This window comes from Stenotrophomonas sp. PAMC25021 (assembly GCF_004795795.1).
Classification (GTDB): Bacteria; Pseudomonadota; Gammaproteobacteria; order Xanthomonadales; family Xanthomonadaceae; genus Stenotrophomonas; species Stenotrophomonas muris.
The window spans coordinates 1,248,347-1,262,759 of sequence record NZ_CP039255.1 but is presented as its reverse complement, the minus strand read 5'-3'; the positions used below and the strand labels follow the sequence as shown (position 1 = coordinate 1,262,759).

General features: G+C 68.6%; 14 protein-coding genes and 1 pseudogene. 2 read left to right on the top strand and 13 right to left on the bottom strand.

Features of this window, described 5'->3' with window-relative positions; all coding sequences use genetic code 11:
* Nucleotides 1–5 precede the first annotated feature (5 nt).
* The 8 genes and pseudogenes from apaG to E5790_RS06100 all read right to left on the bottom strand — a co-directional run bounded on the left by apaG (nucleotide 6) and on the right by E5790_RS06100 (nucleotide 8,222).
* Nucleotides 6–389: a Co2+/Mg2+ efflux protein ApaG gene (gene apaG, locus E5790_RS06135; protein ID WP_008268668.1), complete on the bottom strand. Its 384-nt coding sequence runs from the start codon at nucleotides 387–389 to the stop codon at nucleotides 6–8.
* 13 nt (nucleotides 390–402) lie between these two features.
* A complete protein-coding gene (gene rsmA / locus E5790_RS06130) occupies nucleotides 403–1,206 on the bottom strand; it encodes a 16S rRNA (adenine(1518)-N(6)/adenine(1519)-N(6))-dimethyltransferase RsmA (protein WP_014645986.1) in 804 nt (267 codons plus the stop codon).
* A complete protein-coding gene (gene pdxA / locus E5790_RS06125; protein WP_046428925.1) occupies nucleotides 1,203–2,183 on the bottom strand; it encodes a 4-hydroxythreonine-4-phosphate dehydrogenase PdxA in 981 nt (326 codons plus the stop codon). The genes rsmA and pdxA overlap by 4 nt, the downstream gene beginning before the upstream one ends.
* Before the next feature lie 18 nt (nucleotides 2,184–2,201).
* Nucleotides 2,202–3,533: pseudogene (locus E5790_RS06120) on the bottom strand (peptidylprolyl isomerase); the annotation flags it as partial.
* The gene (gene lptD, locus E5790_RS06115; protein ID WP_168708230.1) at nucleotides 3,530–6,037 is read right to left on the bottom strand and encodes an LPS-assembly protein LptD; all 2,508 of its coding nucleotides are present in this window, start codon (nucleotides 6,035–6,037) and stop codon (nucleotides 3,530–3,532) included. The gene lptD and the pseudogene E5790_RS06120, both read right to left, overlap by 4 nt.
* An 89-nt stretch (nucleotides 6,038–6,126) precedes the next feature.
* A complete protein-coding gene (locus E5790_RS06110) occupies nucleotides 6,127–7,065 on the bottom strand; it encodes a histone deacetylase family protein (RefSeq protein WP_046428929.1) in 939 nt (312 codons plus the stop codon).
* Between the two features lie 9 nt (nucleotides 7,066–7,074).
* Complete coding sequence (locus tag E5790_RS06105; protein ID WP_014645991.1) at nucleotides 7,075–7,629, bottom strand: cob(I)yrinic acid a,c-diamide adenosyltransferase; 555 nt, start codon at nucleotides 7,627–7,629, stop codon at nucleotides 7,075–7,077.
* Nucleotides 7,630–7,637: 8 nt separating this feature from the next.
* A complete protein-coding gene (locus tag E5790_RS06100; protein ID WP_014645992.1) occupies nucleotides 7,638–8,222 on the bottom strand; it encodes a hypothetical protein in 585 nt (194 codons plus the stop codon).
* A gap of 109 nt (nucleotides 8,223–8,331) precedes the next feature.
* Here E5790_RS06100 and ubiH point away from each other — a divergent pair, with 109 nt between their 5' ends.
* Entirely contained in the window at nucleotides 8,332–9,540 is a 1,209-nt protein-coding gene (ubiH, locus tag E5790_RS06095) for a 2-octaprenyl-6-methoxyphenyl hydroxylase (protein ID WP_014645993.1), read from the top strand.
* The gene (locus E5790_RS06090; RefSeq protein WP_049440151.1) at nucleotides 9,537–10,718 is read left to right on the top strand and encodes a UbiH/UbiF family hydroxylase; all 1,182 of its coding nucleotides are present in this window, start codon (nucleotides 9,537–9,539) and stop codon (nucleotides 10,716–10,718) included. The genes ubiH and E5790_RS06090 overlap by 4 nt, the downstream gene beginning before the upstream one ends.
* Nucleotides 10,719–10,786: 68 nt before the next feature.
* Here E5790_RS06090 and E5790_RS06085 read toward each other — a convergent pair whose 3' ends face one another.
* From E5790_RS06085 to E5790_RS06065, 5 genes are all read right to left on the bottom strand, one after another.
* Nucleotides 10,787–11,185: an EF-hand domain-containing protein gene (locus tag E5790_RS06085; protein ID WP_111206891.1), complete on the bottom strand. Its 399-nt coding sequence runs from the start codon at nucleotides 11,183–11,185 to the stop codon at nucleotides 10,787–10,789.
* Nucleotides 11,186–11,249: 64 nt separating this feature from the next.
* Nucleotides 11,250–12,317, bottom strand: coding sequence for a 23S rRNA (cytidine(2498)-2'-O)-methyltransferase RlmM (gene rlmM / locus E5790_RS06080; protein WP_046428937.1), 1,068 nt, complete (start codon nucleotides 12,315–12,317; stop codon nucleotides 11,250–11,252).
* Nucleotides 12,301–12,861, bottom strand: a complete 561-nt coding sequence (locus E5790_RS06075; protein WP_004154307.1) for a nucleoside deaminase — start codon at nucleotides 12,859–12,861, stop codon at nucleotides 12,301–12,303. The genes rlmM and E5790_RS06075 overlap by 17 nt, the downstream gene beginning before the upstream one ends.
* A 98-nt stretch (nucleotides 12,862–12,959) precedes the next feature.
* A complete protein-coding gene (locus E5790_RS06070) occupies nucleotides 12,960–13,682 on the bottom strand; it encodes a DUF6348 family protein (protein WP_014645997.1) in 723 nt (240 codons plus the stop codon).
* Between the two features lie 48 nt (nucleotides 13,683–13,730).
* Nucleotides 13,731–14,384: a membrane protein gene (locus tag E5790_RS06065; protein WP_014645998.1), complete on the bottom strand. Its 654-nt coding sequence runs from the start codon at nucleotides 14,382–14,384 to the stop codon at nucleotides 13,731–13,733.
* Nucleotides 14,385–14,413 lie beyond the last annotated feature (29 nt).

The window sequence follows — 14,413 nt, the reverse complement described above, 5'->3', positions numbered from 1 at the left end:
CCGTGTCAGTGCAGGGTACGCGGCACGGCCAGCACGAAGGGTGCGACCGGCGCGGCAAATTCGGTGCCATCGTCGGCGACCATGTCGTAGTGCCCCTGCATGGTCCCGTGATCGGTCCCCAGCATGACACCGGACGTGTAACGGAAGTCTTCACCGGGGCGCAGCCGCGGCTGCTCGCCGATCACCCCGTCGCCATCGACATGCTCGACACGACCATTGGCATCGGTGATGCGCCAGTGGCGCGCGACCAGGCGTGCCGCGACCCGCCCCTGGTTGTGGATGCGGATCGTGTAGGCGAACGCAAAGCGACCGTCTTCCGGCGCGGATTGATCGTCGAGGAAGCGCGGCGCGACTTCGACGGAGATGGCATAAACGTCAGCGTCTTCCATACCGGCAGTGTAATCAGGAGGCATTGGCCAAAGCGATGAATTCGGCCACGTCCAGCTGTTCGGCGCGGGCATCGGGACGCACGCCGGCGGCGATGAACTGCTCGGCGGACACCACGTTGTTCAGGGCATTGCGCAGGGTCTTGCGGCGCTGCCCGAAGGCGGCCTTGACCACCTCGGCGAAGCGCTTGTGGTCGTTGATGTTGATCGCGGCCGGGTCACGCGGCACCAGACGCACCACGGCCGAATCGACCTTCGGCGGCGGCCGGAACGCGCCCGGCGGCACCACGAACAGCGAGGTCACCTGGCAGTAGGCCTGCAGCATCACGCTGAGGCGGCCATACACCTTGCTGCCGGGGCCGGCTGCCATGCGGTCGACCACTTCCTTCTGCAGCATGAAGTGCATGTCGCGGATGACCGCGGCATGCTCCAGCGCATGGAACAGGATCGGCGAGGAGATGTTGTAGGGCAGGTTGCCGACCAGGCGGATCGGCTGGCCGGCGGCCAGTTCGGTGAAGTCCACGCGCAGCACGTCGCGATGAACGATGGTCAGCTCGCCCAGCGGCTCGGCGGCGGCGGTCAGCGGCGCGATCAGGTCGCGGTCGAACTCGATCACCGTCAGCGTGGGGTGCACGCGCAGCAGCGGCAGGGTGATCGCGCCCTGGCCAGGGCCGATCTCGACCAGGCGGTCGCCGTCTTTCGGGTTGACCGCCATCACGATCTTGTCGATGTAGTGGCGGTCGGCCAGGAAATGCTGGCCAAGCTGCTTCTTGGCCGGTGCGGTGAACACCGGGCCGGAGGGGGAATGCGGGGAATTCATGCGCCCAGTGTACGTTGCCGCGCAAGCTGCGCACACAGCGTCGTTGCCGCCTGCAGGCTGGAGGGATCGGCGATGCCGCGGCCGGCCAGCTCCAGCGCGGTGCCATGGTCCACCGCCACGCGCGGATAGGGCAGGCCCAGGGTCAGGTTCACCGCCTGTTCGAAGCCGGAATATTTCAGTACCGGCAGGCCCTGGTCGTGGTACATCGCCAGCACGGTGTCGAAGCCGGCCAGCTTGGCGGGCAGGAAGGCGGTATCGGCCGGCAGCGGCCCGACCAGGTCCATGCCCTCCGCGCGCAGGCGCTGCAGCAGCGGGATGACCAGATCCAGTTCTTCGCGGCCCAGGTGGCCATCTTCGCCGGCGTGCGGGTTCAGGCCGAGCACGGCGATGCGCGGCGCAGGCAGGCCGAACTCACGGCGCAGTGCGGCGTGCACCGTGCGCAGCGTGTGCTCCAGGCCGGGCGCGGTGATCGCATCGGCCACCTCGCGCAGCGGCAGGTGGGTGGTGGCTAGGGCCACGCGCACGATGTGGTTGGCCAGCATCATCACCACCTTTACCCCGGCCTGGTCGGCCAGCAGTTCAGTGGTGCCGCTGTAGGCGATGCCGCCTTCATTGATGACCGCCTTGTGCACCGGGCCGGTCACAACACCGTGCAGTTCGCCGGACAGGCAGGCCTGGCCGGCGCCGAGCAGCGCGCCGATGACCGCGCCGGCATTGGCCGGATCGGCCTGGCCGAAGCGGCTGGGCGCAGCGTTGCGGACAGCGCGCAGGCGCAGATCGCCGGGGGCGCGTGCTTCGGCGTCCTCGGGCAGCAGCTGCAGGGGCAGGTTCAGCGCGGCCGCGGCCGCGTGCAGGGTGTCCGGATCGGCGAAGGCCAGCAGCCGGCAATCTTCACGCGGCTGCTGGACGAGGCGGACACATAGCTCCGGGCCGATCCCGGCGGGCTCGCCCGGTACCAGAGCGAGCTCGGGGCGCATCGGTCAGGACTGCGGCGGGGTGGCGGTGTTTTCCGCGCGGTCGCCGCTGCGGAAGCTGACGTAGGCTTCGCCACGCAGTTCCTGCAGGAAGCGGTTGTACTCGTCTTCCAGCTTGCGGCGGCCGATGGTCTCGCGGACCTGGGCACGCTGGTTGTCGGTGGTCACGTCGGTCTGGCGGGTCGCCACGCGCTGCACGATGTGCCAACCGGCATCGGTACGGAACGGCTGGCTGACACCACCGTCCTGGAGGCCTTCCACCTGCTGGCCGAAGGCCGGACCGAACGCGTCGGCCGGGAACCAGCCCAGGTCACCGCCCTGGCCCTTGCTGTTGTTGTCCTCGGAGGATTCCTTGGCAACGGTCTGGAACTCGGCACCACCGGCGATGCGGGCACGCAGGGTGTCGATCTTGGCCTTGGCGGCGGCGTCGGTCTGGTGGTCGTCCACGCGCACCAGGATGTGGCGGCCGTGGAATTCGGTGACCGTATGCTCACCGGCGGCGGCGGAGCTGGCGTCACGCACTTCCACCAGCTTCAGCAGCTGGAAGCCGCTCGGGCCACGGATCGGGCCGACCACTTCGCCGGGCTTCATCTTTTCCATCATCTGGGCAAAGGCCTGCGGGATTTCATCCAGGCTGCGCCAGCCCAGGTCACCGCCTTCCAGTGCATTCGGGCTGTCCGAATAGCGCACGGCTGCAGCGTTGAAGTCCAGCTCGCCCTTGTCCAGCAGGGTCTTCACACCATCGGCCTTCTTCTGGCCGGTGGCGATCTGGTCGGCGTTGGCACCGTCGGGCAGGGCGATCAGGATGTGCGCCAGGTGGTACTGGTTGCCCACCGTGGCCTGCTGCTTCAGCGCGGCGTCGACTTCACCCTCGCTGACGCTGATGCGGCTCTGCGCGAAGCTCTGGCGCAGGCGCTGCACGGTGATCTCGTCACGCACCGAGGCGCGGAAATCGTTGAAGTCGATGCCGTCATGGGCCAGGCGCTGGCGCAGGGCGTCCAGGTTCGAACCGTTCTGCTGGGCGATGGAGTTCATCGCCTGGTTCAGCTCCTGGTCGCTGACCCGGATGCCGCTGCCCTGGGCGCGGGCCACCTGCAGCTTGACCAGCACCAGGCGCTCGAGCACCTGGCGGCTGAGCACGTCTTCCGGCGGCAGCTGGTTTTCGCGGCCGGCGTACTGCGCCTTGATGTTGGCGATCGCACGCTGGAGCTCGCTCTGCAGGATCACGTCCTCATCGACGACGGCGGCGATGCGGTCAAGCGGCTGCGCCTCCTGGGCAAGCACCTGCAGGGGGGCGGACACGCTGGACACCGCCAGCAGCGAGGCGAGAAGAACGGGGAAGCGCTTGGTCATGGGATCAGGTTCGGATCGTAGTCATCCCGGGTCGCCCCGGTGTTGCTCGGCGGCACGAGATAGAGGTCGTCGCGGTTGTAGCCGAGGATAGCACGGCGCAGGGTACGGTCCGTGTCCTGGCCCAGGGAGCTCAGGCCCTTGAGCACGAACTCCAGCTGGATGGCGTTGTTCATCTCGCCTTCGCGGTTGCGGACGTAGCGGCGGGCGACCGCACGCACGGCCAGGCAGCAGCTGTCCCACTGGACGCCGGCGATGATCTCCAGCGGTTCCTTGTCCTGCAGCGAGTAGTAGTAGCGGCCGACCAGGCTCCAGCGCGCATTCAGCGGGTACAGGAACGACAGGTCGGCCTGTTCCAGCAGCGTGCGGTCATGCTTGTTGGCGGTGGCCGGGGCGCCGGAGTTGATGCGGTAACGGTAGCTGAGGTTGATCACGCCATCGTTGGGCATCAGGTAGCGGGCGCGGACGCTGGCCAGATCCTCGCGCTTGTACTTGGGGTCCCACTGGTAGGTGGCACCCAGGGTCCAGCGGTCGTTGATCATGTAGTTGCCGTCAGCGATCCACGCCGACTTGCCCTTCTCCACCGGCGCGCCACCCGGGGTGACGGTCACCCGCGATTCGTCGAAGTACTGGATCTGGCCGATGGAGGCCGAGAAGCGTTCCTTGCCGGTGGTCTGGTCGATGAAGCGGGTGCTCAGCGCCATGGTCAGCTGGTTGGCGTCGTTCTGGCGATCGGCGCCGGTATAGCGAGAATCGCGGAACAGCTGGCCCCAGCTGAAGGTGAAGTCGCGGGTGTCGAAGATCGGCAGCTCGTCCTGATCGCGGTAGGGCGTGCGCAGGTAGAACAGGCGCGGTTCCAGGGTCTGCAGGAAGGACTTGCCACCGATGCGGGTCTCGCGATCGAAGAACAGGCCGGCGTCGATGCTGCCGATCGGCAGGCTGCGGCTGGGCGAGGTGTTGCCGCGCAGCTGTTCCGGTGTGGCGGTGTTCGGGTCGATGCCCTGCGAACGCAGGATCTGGCCGCGGATGCCGTTCACGCCATCAACCAGGCCACGGTCCAGCTGGTAACCGGTATAGCGGTAGGCCAGGGTCGGCGTGACATACCAGGCCGCGCCGCTGATCGGGAACGACACGTAGGGTTTGACATCCAGCCGCGAGCCGCCGCTGACACCGATGCCGTCGGTCTGACGGCTGCCGTTGCGGGTGTACTGCAGGTCCGGTCCCGCATCAGCGCCGTACTTGAAGTTGATGTCGTCGTGGGTGAAACGCACGGCTTCGGCGTAGATGCCGGTTTCCAGCCACGGCAGGACCGGCTTGTCCCAGTTGAAATACAGGCGCGGCTGGCGGTTGTAGGCCAGCGCACCCTCGTTGAGGGTGTAGTCGGTCAGCTGCCAGCGGTCGGCCATGATGCCGGCCGTCCAGTTCCTGCCAGTGCCGTACAGGCCGATGGTGCTCTGCAGGTTCGACGCGGTGACCCCCACCAGGCGGTTGGCGAAGTCTTCCACATAGCGTTCGTCGCTGACCCAGGCCAGGTTGGCGCGGGCCTGCCAGTGGTCGTCGAGGTTGTGGTAGCCGCCGAACATCACCCGGCCGCGGTCGCGGTCGCGCAGTTTGTCGTTGGGCATGAACGCGGTCAGCAGTTCGCCGCGGCCGCCGTTGTAGAGGTAGCGGAATTCGTTGTCGAGCATCAGGCCGCGCCGGCTCATGTAGCGCGGGGTCAACGTGTCGTCGTAGTTCGGCGCCAGGTTGAAGTAGATCGGCTGTGCGTAATCGAAACCGTTGCGGCCGGACATGCCCAGCTGCGGGAACAGCAGGCCGGTCTTGCGGCGGTCGTCGATCGGGAACTTGAAGTACGGCGCCCACAGCACCGGCACCTTGCCGATGCGAAGCACGGCGTTGCGGGCGGTACCGAAGCCTTCGTCGTTGTCCACTTCGATCTGCGGCGCCGACAGCTTCCACACCGGCTGCGACGGGTCGCAGGTGGTGTAGGTGGAGCGGTGCATCTGGCCGACCGCGCCCTGCAGGTCGACCGATTCGGCATCGCCGTTGCCGCGGCGCGACACCAGCTGGTACTTGATGTCGGTGATCTTGTGGGTGTCGCTTTCCTGGTTGCCCTCGGCGCGCTTGGCGACCATGCGGATCGAGGAGTCCTGGTAGCGGACATTTCCGTCGGCGATGTAGTTGCCGGTCTCGGTATCGAAGCTGAGCTTGTCGGTGCCGACGAACTGGTCGCCACGGCGCAGGGCCACGTTGCCTTCGTACTGCGGCACGGTGGTGGTGCCCAGCAGCTGGTCACCCTCGATGTCGGTCGGCTGCTGCTCGCGCGCGGCGCTGGCGGCGGCCTTGTCCTGCCCCGGGACCGGGACCGGGACAGGGGCATCGGTGAACGCGGGAATCACGTCGGTAGCCGGGCACAGGCCCCAGTTGAGCGGCTTTTCATCGGCCATTGCCGGCAGGCAGATGGCGATGCTCAGAGGCAGGGGAAGCAGGCGGAGGGCTCGGCGCACGCGGTTCGGATTCGGGCGAAAACGGACGGTAGCTTGCCCCATCCCTTGCATAGGGGCAATGAAGGGCGTCGGATCCTGCCGGTTCGGGTTCATCCGGAGACGCTGCCCGGTGGGGGGGGCAGCAGGGCCCGGACATGGGCCACGCTGCACTCGGCAAGGGCCAGCAGGTCATAGCCGCCTTCCAGCATCGAGACCACCCGGCCGGCCGCATGGCGGCGCGCCAGCGCATGCAGTTCGCGGGTGATCCAGGCGAAATCGTCGGTTTCCAGCATCAGGTCGGCCTGCGGATCGCGCAGGTGGGCATCGAAGCCGGCCGAAATCAGCAGCAGCTGCGGCCGGAAGTCGTCGATGGCCGGCAGCATCTCGTCGGCCCACACATTGCGGAAGCGGAAACCGCCGCTGCCGGGGGGCAGCAGGATGTTCATCAGGTTGCCGGCACCGCGGTCGCGGCGCAGGCCGGAGTTGGGGAACAGCCCGGCCTGGTGGGTGCTGTAGTACGAGACCCGGGCGTCGTGCTGGAAGATGTCCTGGGTGCCGTTGCCATGGTGGACATCGAAATCGACCACCGCGATCCGCTCCAGGCCATGACGGTCACGGGCGTAGGCGGCGGCGATGGCGATGTTGTTGAGCAGGCAGAAGCCCATCGCAGTGCTGCTGGTGGCGTGGTGGCCCGGTGGCCGCACCGCGCAGAACGCCAGCGGGTCCTCGCCCAGCATCACCGCATCTACCGCCGCCACGCCGGCGCCGGCGGCATGCACGGCGGCACTGGCCGAGCCGGGCGAGGTCCAGGTGTCCATGTCCAGCTGTCGCAGCGGCGCGGTCTGCGGCTGCAGCACGAAGTCGAGCAGGGCGCTGTCGTGGACCCGGGTCAGTTCGCCGAACTTGGCCGGCGGCGCCTCGCGCCAGTCCAGCTGGCCGGGGAAGGCGGCGTGCAGGGCATCGAGCACATGCTGCAGGCGTTGCGGGCACTCCGGATGGCCAGGGCCGGGGTCATGCAGCAGGCAGGACGGATGGGTGAAGACCAGCATCGTGCCGACTCAGCGCTGGCGCTGCTGTGGCTGCCACAGCGCTTCGCCATGGCCATCGGCACGGGCCAGCACCCGGGCCAGCACGAACAACAGGTCCGACAGCCGGTTGAGGTACTGCAGCGCCTCGCTGCGCACGGCGTCGTGGCGGGCCAGGGTGACCGTCTCGCGCTCGGCCCGGCGGACGATGGTGCGCGCCAGGTGGCAGCGTGCGGCGGCCTCGCCACCGGCTGGCAGGATGAATTCCTTCAACATCGGCAGGCTGGCGTTGTAGTGATCCAGCTGCTGTTCCAGTGCCGACACATCGGCGGCGTGGATCGCGGCGTGGCCGGGGATGCACAGTTCGGCGCCCAGGTCGAACAGCTGGTGTTGCAGATGCACCACCAGCGCGCGCACGTCGTCGGGCAGCGCCGTGGCCAGCAGCAGGCCGAGTGCGGCATTGGCTTCGTCGACAGTGCCGTAGGACGCCACGCGGGCATCATCCTTGGCCACGCGCTGGCCGTCGCCAAGGCCGGTACTGCCGTCGTCGCCGGTGCGGGTATAGATGCGCGAGAGGCGATGACCCATGGCGCGGCTCAGTGCCGGATGTCGCGGCGGGCCTGCTGGAGCTTCAGTACCTGCTCCACGGCCAGCTGCAGGGCGGCGGCCAGCGCCACGTAGATGGCGGTGGTGCGCAGGTACGGCCCGAACCACTGTGCGTAGTTCTGTGCCCAGCCGGCCAGCGTCGGTTCGGCCACGTTGCGGCTGGTCCAGTAGAAGCCGCCCTGCGCGAGCAGGTGACAGACCGCCACCGAGGCCACCAGCAGCAGCGCGCCCTTGGCCAGTACCGGCCAGCGTGCCCCCTGGTAGTTGCGGCCCAGCAGCATGCCGCCGGCCCACAGCGAGAAATACGCCGGCAGCAGCAGCCAGTAGCCCGGCGACACGCAGTAGTGCTGCCAGAAATCCAGGCCGCTGCTGCGGATCACGATCCAGTCCACCAGCACCGCGAACACCATCAGCAGCGGGAACGCCCAGCGGGTCCAGCCAGCCAGGTAGAAGCCGCCGATGAAGAACACCGCCCAGGAGGCATCCGGGATCGCCGCGAAGTGGTTGACCCGGGTCGCCGCCAGCAACAGCACGAGTACGGACAGGACGAAGGCACGGTTGGCGGTGGCGGACATGGCAGCGGGCCCGGAGCGGATTCAGGTTTCATTCTAGCCCGCCGCGCCGGTTGGCGCAGGTCGGGGGCTGTTGGGTGTCCGGGCGGGGCGAGCGCGTATCATGAACACCATGAGTGAACGACATGACGTGCTGATCGTCGGTGGCGGCCTGGTCGGTGCCAGCCTGGCCATTGCCCTGGACCGGTTGGGCCGCGACGTGGGCCTGCTCGAAGCCAGCCCGGCCGGCGAGCTGCCGGCGGTGTTCGACCAGCGCAACCTCAGTTTCGCCGCGGCGACCGTCAACGCGCTGACCGCGTTGGGGGTCATGCAGAAGCTGGCGATGGCGCCGGGCCCGATCCGCCGCATCCATGTCAGCCGCGCCGGCGATTTCGGCCGCGTGCAGCTGGAGGCTTCCGACTACGACCGGCCGTGGTTCGGCCAGGTGGTTGTCGCGCGTGACTTCGGCCAGGCGCTGGAAGCGCGCCTGCAGGAGCTGCCGCAGCTGCGGCGCTACCGGCCGATGCGGTTCCTGGGCCTGGGCGAGGTGGTCGACGGCTACCGCCAGGTGCGGGTGGCCGACGAGACCGGCGAGCGCGTACTGCTGGCACGGCTGGTGGTCGGTGCCGATGGCACGACCAGCGGTGTGCGTGGCGCGCTGGGCATCGAGGTCGACCGGCATGATTTCCAGCAGACCCTGTTCGTGGCCCGCGTGCGCAGCCAGCGCGCGCCGGATGGCACGGCCTGGGAGCGCTTCACCGATACCGGCCCGACCGCCCTGCTGCCGCGCGGTGACCGCCACTTCGGCACCGTGCATGGCGTGGCCCGCGATCAGGCCGATGCGGTGATGGCGCTGGACGATGCGGCCTGGCTGCAGCGCCTGCAGGATGCGATCGGCTGGCGTGCCGGTCGGCTGCTCGAATCCGGCCCGCGCAGCGCTTACCCGCTCATCCAGGTGCTGGCGCGCGCATTGGCCGGTGAACGCACGGTGCTGCTGGGCAATGCCGCGCAGACCATCCATCCGCTGGGTGCGCAGGGCTTCAACCTGGGCCTGCGCGATGCGCTGACCCTGGCCGAACTGCTGGAGGATGCGCACGAGGATGCCGGCAGCGATGTGCTGCTGCAGGCCTATGTTGCGCGCCGCCAGGAAGACCGACGGCAGACGGTGGCGTTCTCGGGTGGCCTGGCACGGCTGACCAGCAATCCGGCACCGCTGATGCGGCCGCTGCGCAGCCTCGGCCTGGTGGCCGCGCAACGCGCCTCGGTGCAGTCGATGCTGGTCGGTGGCGCGATGGGCTTCCGCGGCGAAGTGCCGCGCCTGTGCCGCGGAGAAGCCGCATGAGCCGGCGCATGCGCCTTGATGTGGCCATCGTCGGTGGTGGCGTGGTCGGTGCCGCGTGCGCGCTGGCGCTGGCCGATGCCGGCCTGTCGGTTGCGCTGGTGGAAGGTCGTGAGCCCGCGCCGTGGCAGGCCGCACAGCCTGACCTGCGCGTGTTCGCCTTCGCTGCCGACAACGTTCAGCTGCTGAACCGCCTGGGCGTGTGGCCGGCGATCGCGCAGGCCCGTGCCTGGCCCTACCGGCGCATGCAGGTGTGGGACGCGGCCGGTGGCGAAGATCTGCTGTTCGATGCCGATCGCTTCGGCCGTCGTGAACTGGGCTACATCGTCGAGAACGGCCTGCTGCAGGATCGCCTGTGGGCGGCGTTGCCGGCGGCGGGCGTGCAGCTGCACTGCCCGGCGCGGGTGGACGCGCTGGAGCAGGACGACGACGGCGTGCGCCTGCGCCTGGATGACGGTCGTCGCCTGGAAGCGGCGTTGGCGGTGGCCGCCGACGGCGCCGAATCGACCCTGCGCCAACTGGCCGGGATCGAGGTTGAAAAGCATGACTACCACCAGCGTGGCGTGGTGGCCTACGTGGACAGCGATCTTCCCAACCAGGCCACCGCCTGGCAGCGTTTCCTGCCGGGCGGGCCGCTGGCGCTGCTGCCGGTGGCCGAGCGCCGCAGCTCGATCGTCTGGACCCTGCCCGAGGACGAGGCGGCACGTGTGCTGGCCTTGGACGAGGACGCCTTCAACCGGGAACTGACCCGCGCCTTCGCGGCACGGCTGGGTGAGCTGCGACTGGCGTCACCGCGTGCGGCCTTCCCGCTGCGTCGCCAACTGGCCCGTCACTACGTGGCCGGCCGCGTGCTGGCATTGGGTGATGCCGCGCATGTGGTGCATCCGCTGGCCGGGCAGGGCGTGAACCTGGGCCTGCGCGATGTCGCCGCCCTGCAGCAGTGGCTGGCGCCGTCGGCCGAGCGCCGTGGCCAGCCGCGGCTGTCGCCGCAGCGCCTGCAGCGCTGGGCACGCGAACGGCGCAGCGACAACCAGATCGCCGCCTACAGCTTCGATGCGATCAACCGCCTGTTCTCCAACGACGAGATGCACTTGACCCTGGCCCGTGGCCGCGCGCTGGGCTGTGTCGGCAAATGGCCGCCGCTGGTACAGGCGTTCTGGAAGCGCGCCGCCGGCGTCTGAAGCAAAAAGGGGACGGAGGGGATTAAGTCGTTTGTGCACATACGACTTAATCCCCTCCGTCCCCTTTTTCAATCCACCAGCCAGCCGGCCAGGTCGGTGCGGTCCAGCTTGCCGCGGTGCATGCGGTCCAGCGAATTGAATTCGTCGGCCAGCGCCGGATTGGCCTGTGCTTCCTCGCGGCTGATGAAGCCGTCGCCATTCACATCCAGCGCGGCGAAATGGATGCGGTACTGGCCGACCACGCTGCTCGGTTCCAGCGAACGCACGGTCACCTGTGCCTCGCCGGCCGGCTGCGGAATCTCGACGCTGCCGCTGACCCGGCCCGCATCCAGCGGTTGCTGGCGGATCGCGCCGCCGGTGGGGCCCAGCGGCTGGCTCTGCGCCGGCGTGGACGGGCCGTGCTGGGCGATGGCCGGTACCGAGGCCAGCAGGATGGTCAACAGCAGCGCAGTACGCGGAAGGTTCATGACAGCCTCCTTGCCAGAGGGTACCGGGAGCGTACTCCCGGCAACCTGTGCCGCCGATGACGGATCAGCGCAGCGGCGAAGCCAGCACGGTGATCTCTTCACGATCGTGATAGAGCTGCTTGGCGCGGACCACCAGCGGCTTGCCGGCCTGGTCCTGGAACAGGTCCAGGCACAGCCGGGTTTCGTCCCAGCGCTTCTTCATCGGCAGTTTCAGATTGAAGATCGCATGCCGGCACCAGCCCTCGCGGAACCAGGTGGCCATGCGTTCGGCCACGCGGCGCGGCTGCTCGACCATGTCGCAGACCATCCAGTCCAGCGGCTGTTCCGGGTGCCAGTGGAAGCCATCGGCGCGCAGGTGCTCGACCAGTCCGGTGTCCAGCACGTGCTGGCGCAGCGGGCCGTTGTCGATGCTCAGCACGTGCATGTGCTGGCGGGTCAGCACCCAGGTCCAGCCGCCGGGTGCGGCGCCGAGGTCGGCCGCACGCATGCCGGGCTTGGCCAGCGCCTCGCGTTCTTCCGGCGTCAGCAGGGTCAGCAGCGCCTCGTCCAGCTTCAGCGCCGAACGCGAAGGCGCCTCGGGCAGCAGCTTCAGGCGCGGGATGCCCAGCGCCCACGGTGCGCTGTCGGCCGGGTCGGCCACGCAGACGAAGGCATGGGTGCCATCGACGAACACCACATGCAGGCGCGGCAGGCGGTTGTTCGGCTTATCAGTGAGCTTGCCGGCCTTGCGCAGCGCCGGGCGCAGTGCATTGCCGAAGGCACGGGCCAGACCGGACAGTGGCTTGCCGGCGTCCGAATCGGGGTGTTCCACCCACAGGTCGCCGAAGCGCGGCGCATCGGCCAGCACTTCCAGCATCGGGGTGATCCGGTCCGCCGGGTCCAGCTGCGGCAGTTCGGCCAGCACCACCAGCTTCTGCCGCGCGAAGATCAGCTCGCGCCAGCGCAGGCGCGGCGCCAGCGCGGCGGCTTCGTCGCACATGAAAAGCACGTAGCCGTCATTGCGCTGGGTGCGCGCATAGCCGGCGAAACCGGCTTCACCGGCGCGGAACTGCAGCTCGCCGGCCAGCTCGGGCTCGAAGCCCTGCCGGCACAGGCACAGCAGGCCGATGCCGGTTTCAGTAACGGGCGCCATCGCTTTCCCCATAGGCACGCAGCACGCTGCGCGCGGCGTCGCGGTTCAGGCCTTGCACCACTTCGATGCCGCGCTTGTTGAGTTCACCCACCCAGTCGGCCGGCAGCGGGCCTTCATCGAACGGGGTCAGTTCCTCGACGTCGGCCGAGTTGGCACCGATCAGCAGGCGGTCGATGCCGGCCCACACGGTGGCGCCGTAGCACTGGCAGCACGGCTGCGAGCTGGTGGCCAGGGTGACCGGCGACAGCACCGCGTTCAGGCGCGGGGTCTGCAGGCGCTGCTGGGCCAGCATGTAGGCCATGTTCTCGGCGTGCGCCAGCGAGGTCGCGTGCGGCATCACCCGGTTCACGCCGGCGGCGATGACCTTGTCGTCCGGTCCGAACACCACCGCACCGAACGGACCGCCACTGGCGTGCTCGACGTTCAGCCGCGACAGCTCGATCGCCAGCGCGACCTTGGCCTCATCGCCCGGATATCGACGATCCAGGTCGATCTGGTCGTGGATCCAGGCGGGAAGGGTCAGGTGGACTTGCGCGTACAGCATCGCGGGGGTGCCTCGTGTGGGATGGGAAAAAGTGCGGTTGCTTGGGGAAACCGGCGCGCAGTGTAGCCGCACCGGCCTGTACCGCGCGTGGGCCGGGCTCAGCCCGGCGAGCCGGTGCGGATCACCACGTACTGCTTGCGGAATTCCAGCCCGGCCTGCGGCCAACTGGCAGCATAGGCGCGCAGCAGGGGCAGGGCGGCGGCGAAGTCGTGGCCGTTGACCCGGCAATCGGCCTCGCACAGGCCGTCGGCATCGCGCGAGGCGAACAGGCGGATGGCGAGGAAATGGCGGGCTTTCAGCAGCTCGTCGAAGGCCTCCATGCTGCGGGTGAACAGGCAGCAGGGGCAGGAGCCATGATCGTCTTCGCTGCAGGTGGAGGCATCCACGTCCTGTGCACGGTAGTGCGCCAACGGCCCCAGCACCACGGTGCGCTGATGTTCCTCACCCTCGTCGCCGACCGGATAGGTCAGGCCCATCATCGGCAGGCCCTGTGCGTCTTGGGCGCCGATCGCGGTCTGCAGGGTCACCAGGTCCACCCGGGCCCAGGCCTGGAAGCCGGACAACAGCGATGCCTGCTCATCGGCACCATTTGCGTGCTGGTACTCGAACAGGCCATCGGCGAACAACTGCGGATGCTGGCTTTCAATGACGGTGGAGGTCTGCCAGCCGCCGTTGTCGCGCGCTTGCGCGGCCATTGCATGCGGGGTCAGGCGCAGGCCGCTGTCCAGCAGCAGCGCGTTGCCGTCGATGCGGCTGGCGGTGCCGGTGTCCTGCAGGGCCTGCTGCAGCAGCGGGAGGAGGGCGGTGGCGCTCGTGGTCATGTCAGGCCTGTGGATGGATGGGGAGGAACATCCAGGCAGGGCCTGGGGCTAGCGGTCGAGTGCGTCGAGCTCGGCGCGATATCGCTGCGCGTCGGATTGCTGCTGCGGATCGTTGCCGTGGTCGCGCAGCCAGGTTTCCAGCTCGCGGCGATAGTCCGCGCGGAAACCGGCATTACCCGGGCTGAAATGCAGCTTGCGTGCCGCCACCTCCACCCGCTCGCGCGCGCTGGCCCGGGCCTGGGCGACGCCGTGCGGTGACTCGTTGGTGAGGATGACGAAGTTGCGTGGGAAGCCCGGCGTGTACTTGACCACGAACGGCTGGTCGCGCGCCGGGATACGGATGGCGTTTTCCAGCGGCCACAGCGAAGCGGTGTTGGTGTGGAACACCACGTCCACGTCGCGGCCCTCGGCGGTACGCAGCACCCCTTCGTAGCGCCAGATGTACTGCTCGTTGAGCGTGGAGCTGGTTCGCTCGGTCTTGACGATCACCGCTTCACCACGCTCGCCCACCACGTTGAGGAAGGCGGCGTTGAGGAAGTGGCCGAGGAACATGTTGAGCATCGCCAGCGGGAACACCACGATGGCGTAGCCCGGAAAGCGCCGCCACCACGAGACCAGCCCGGCCAGCACCATTGCTGCAAAGAACGTCAGCAGCGGATGCTGCGAGATGAACCAGAGCAGGACGGAAAGGGCGGTGATCATCGTCGCGGTCCTGCGGGCGCCATCCAGGC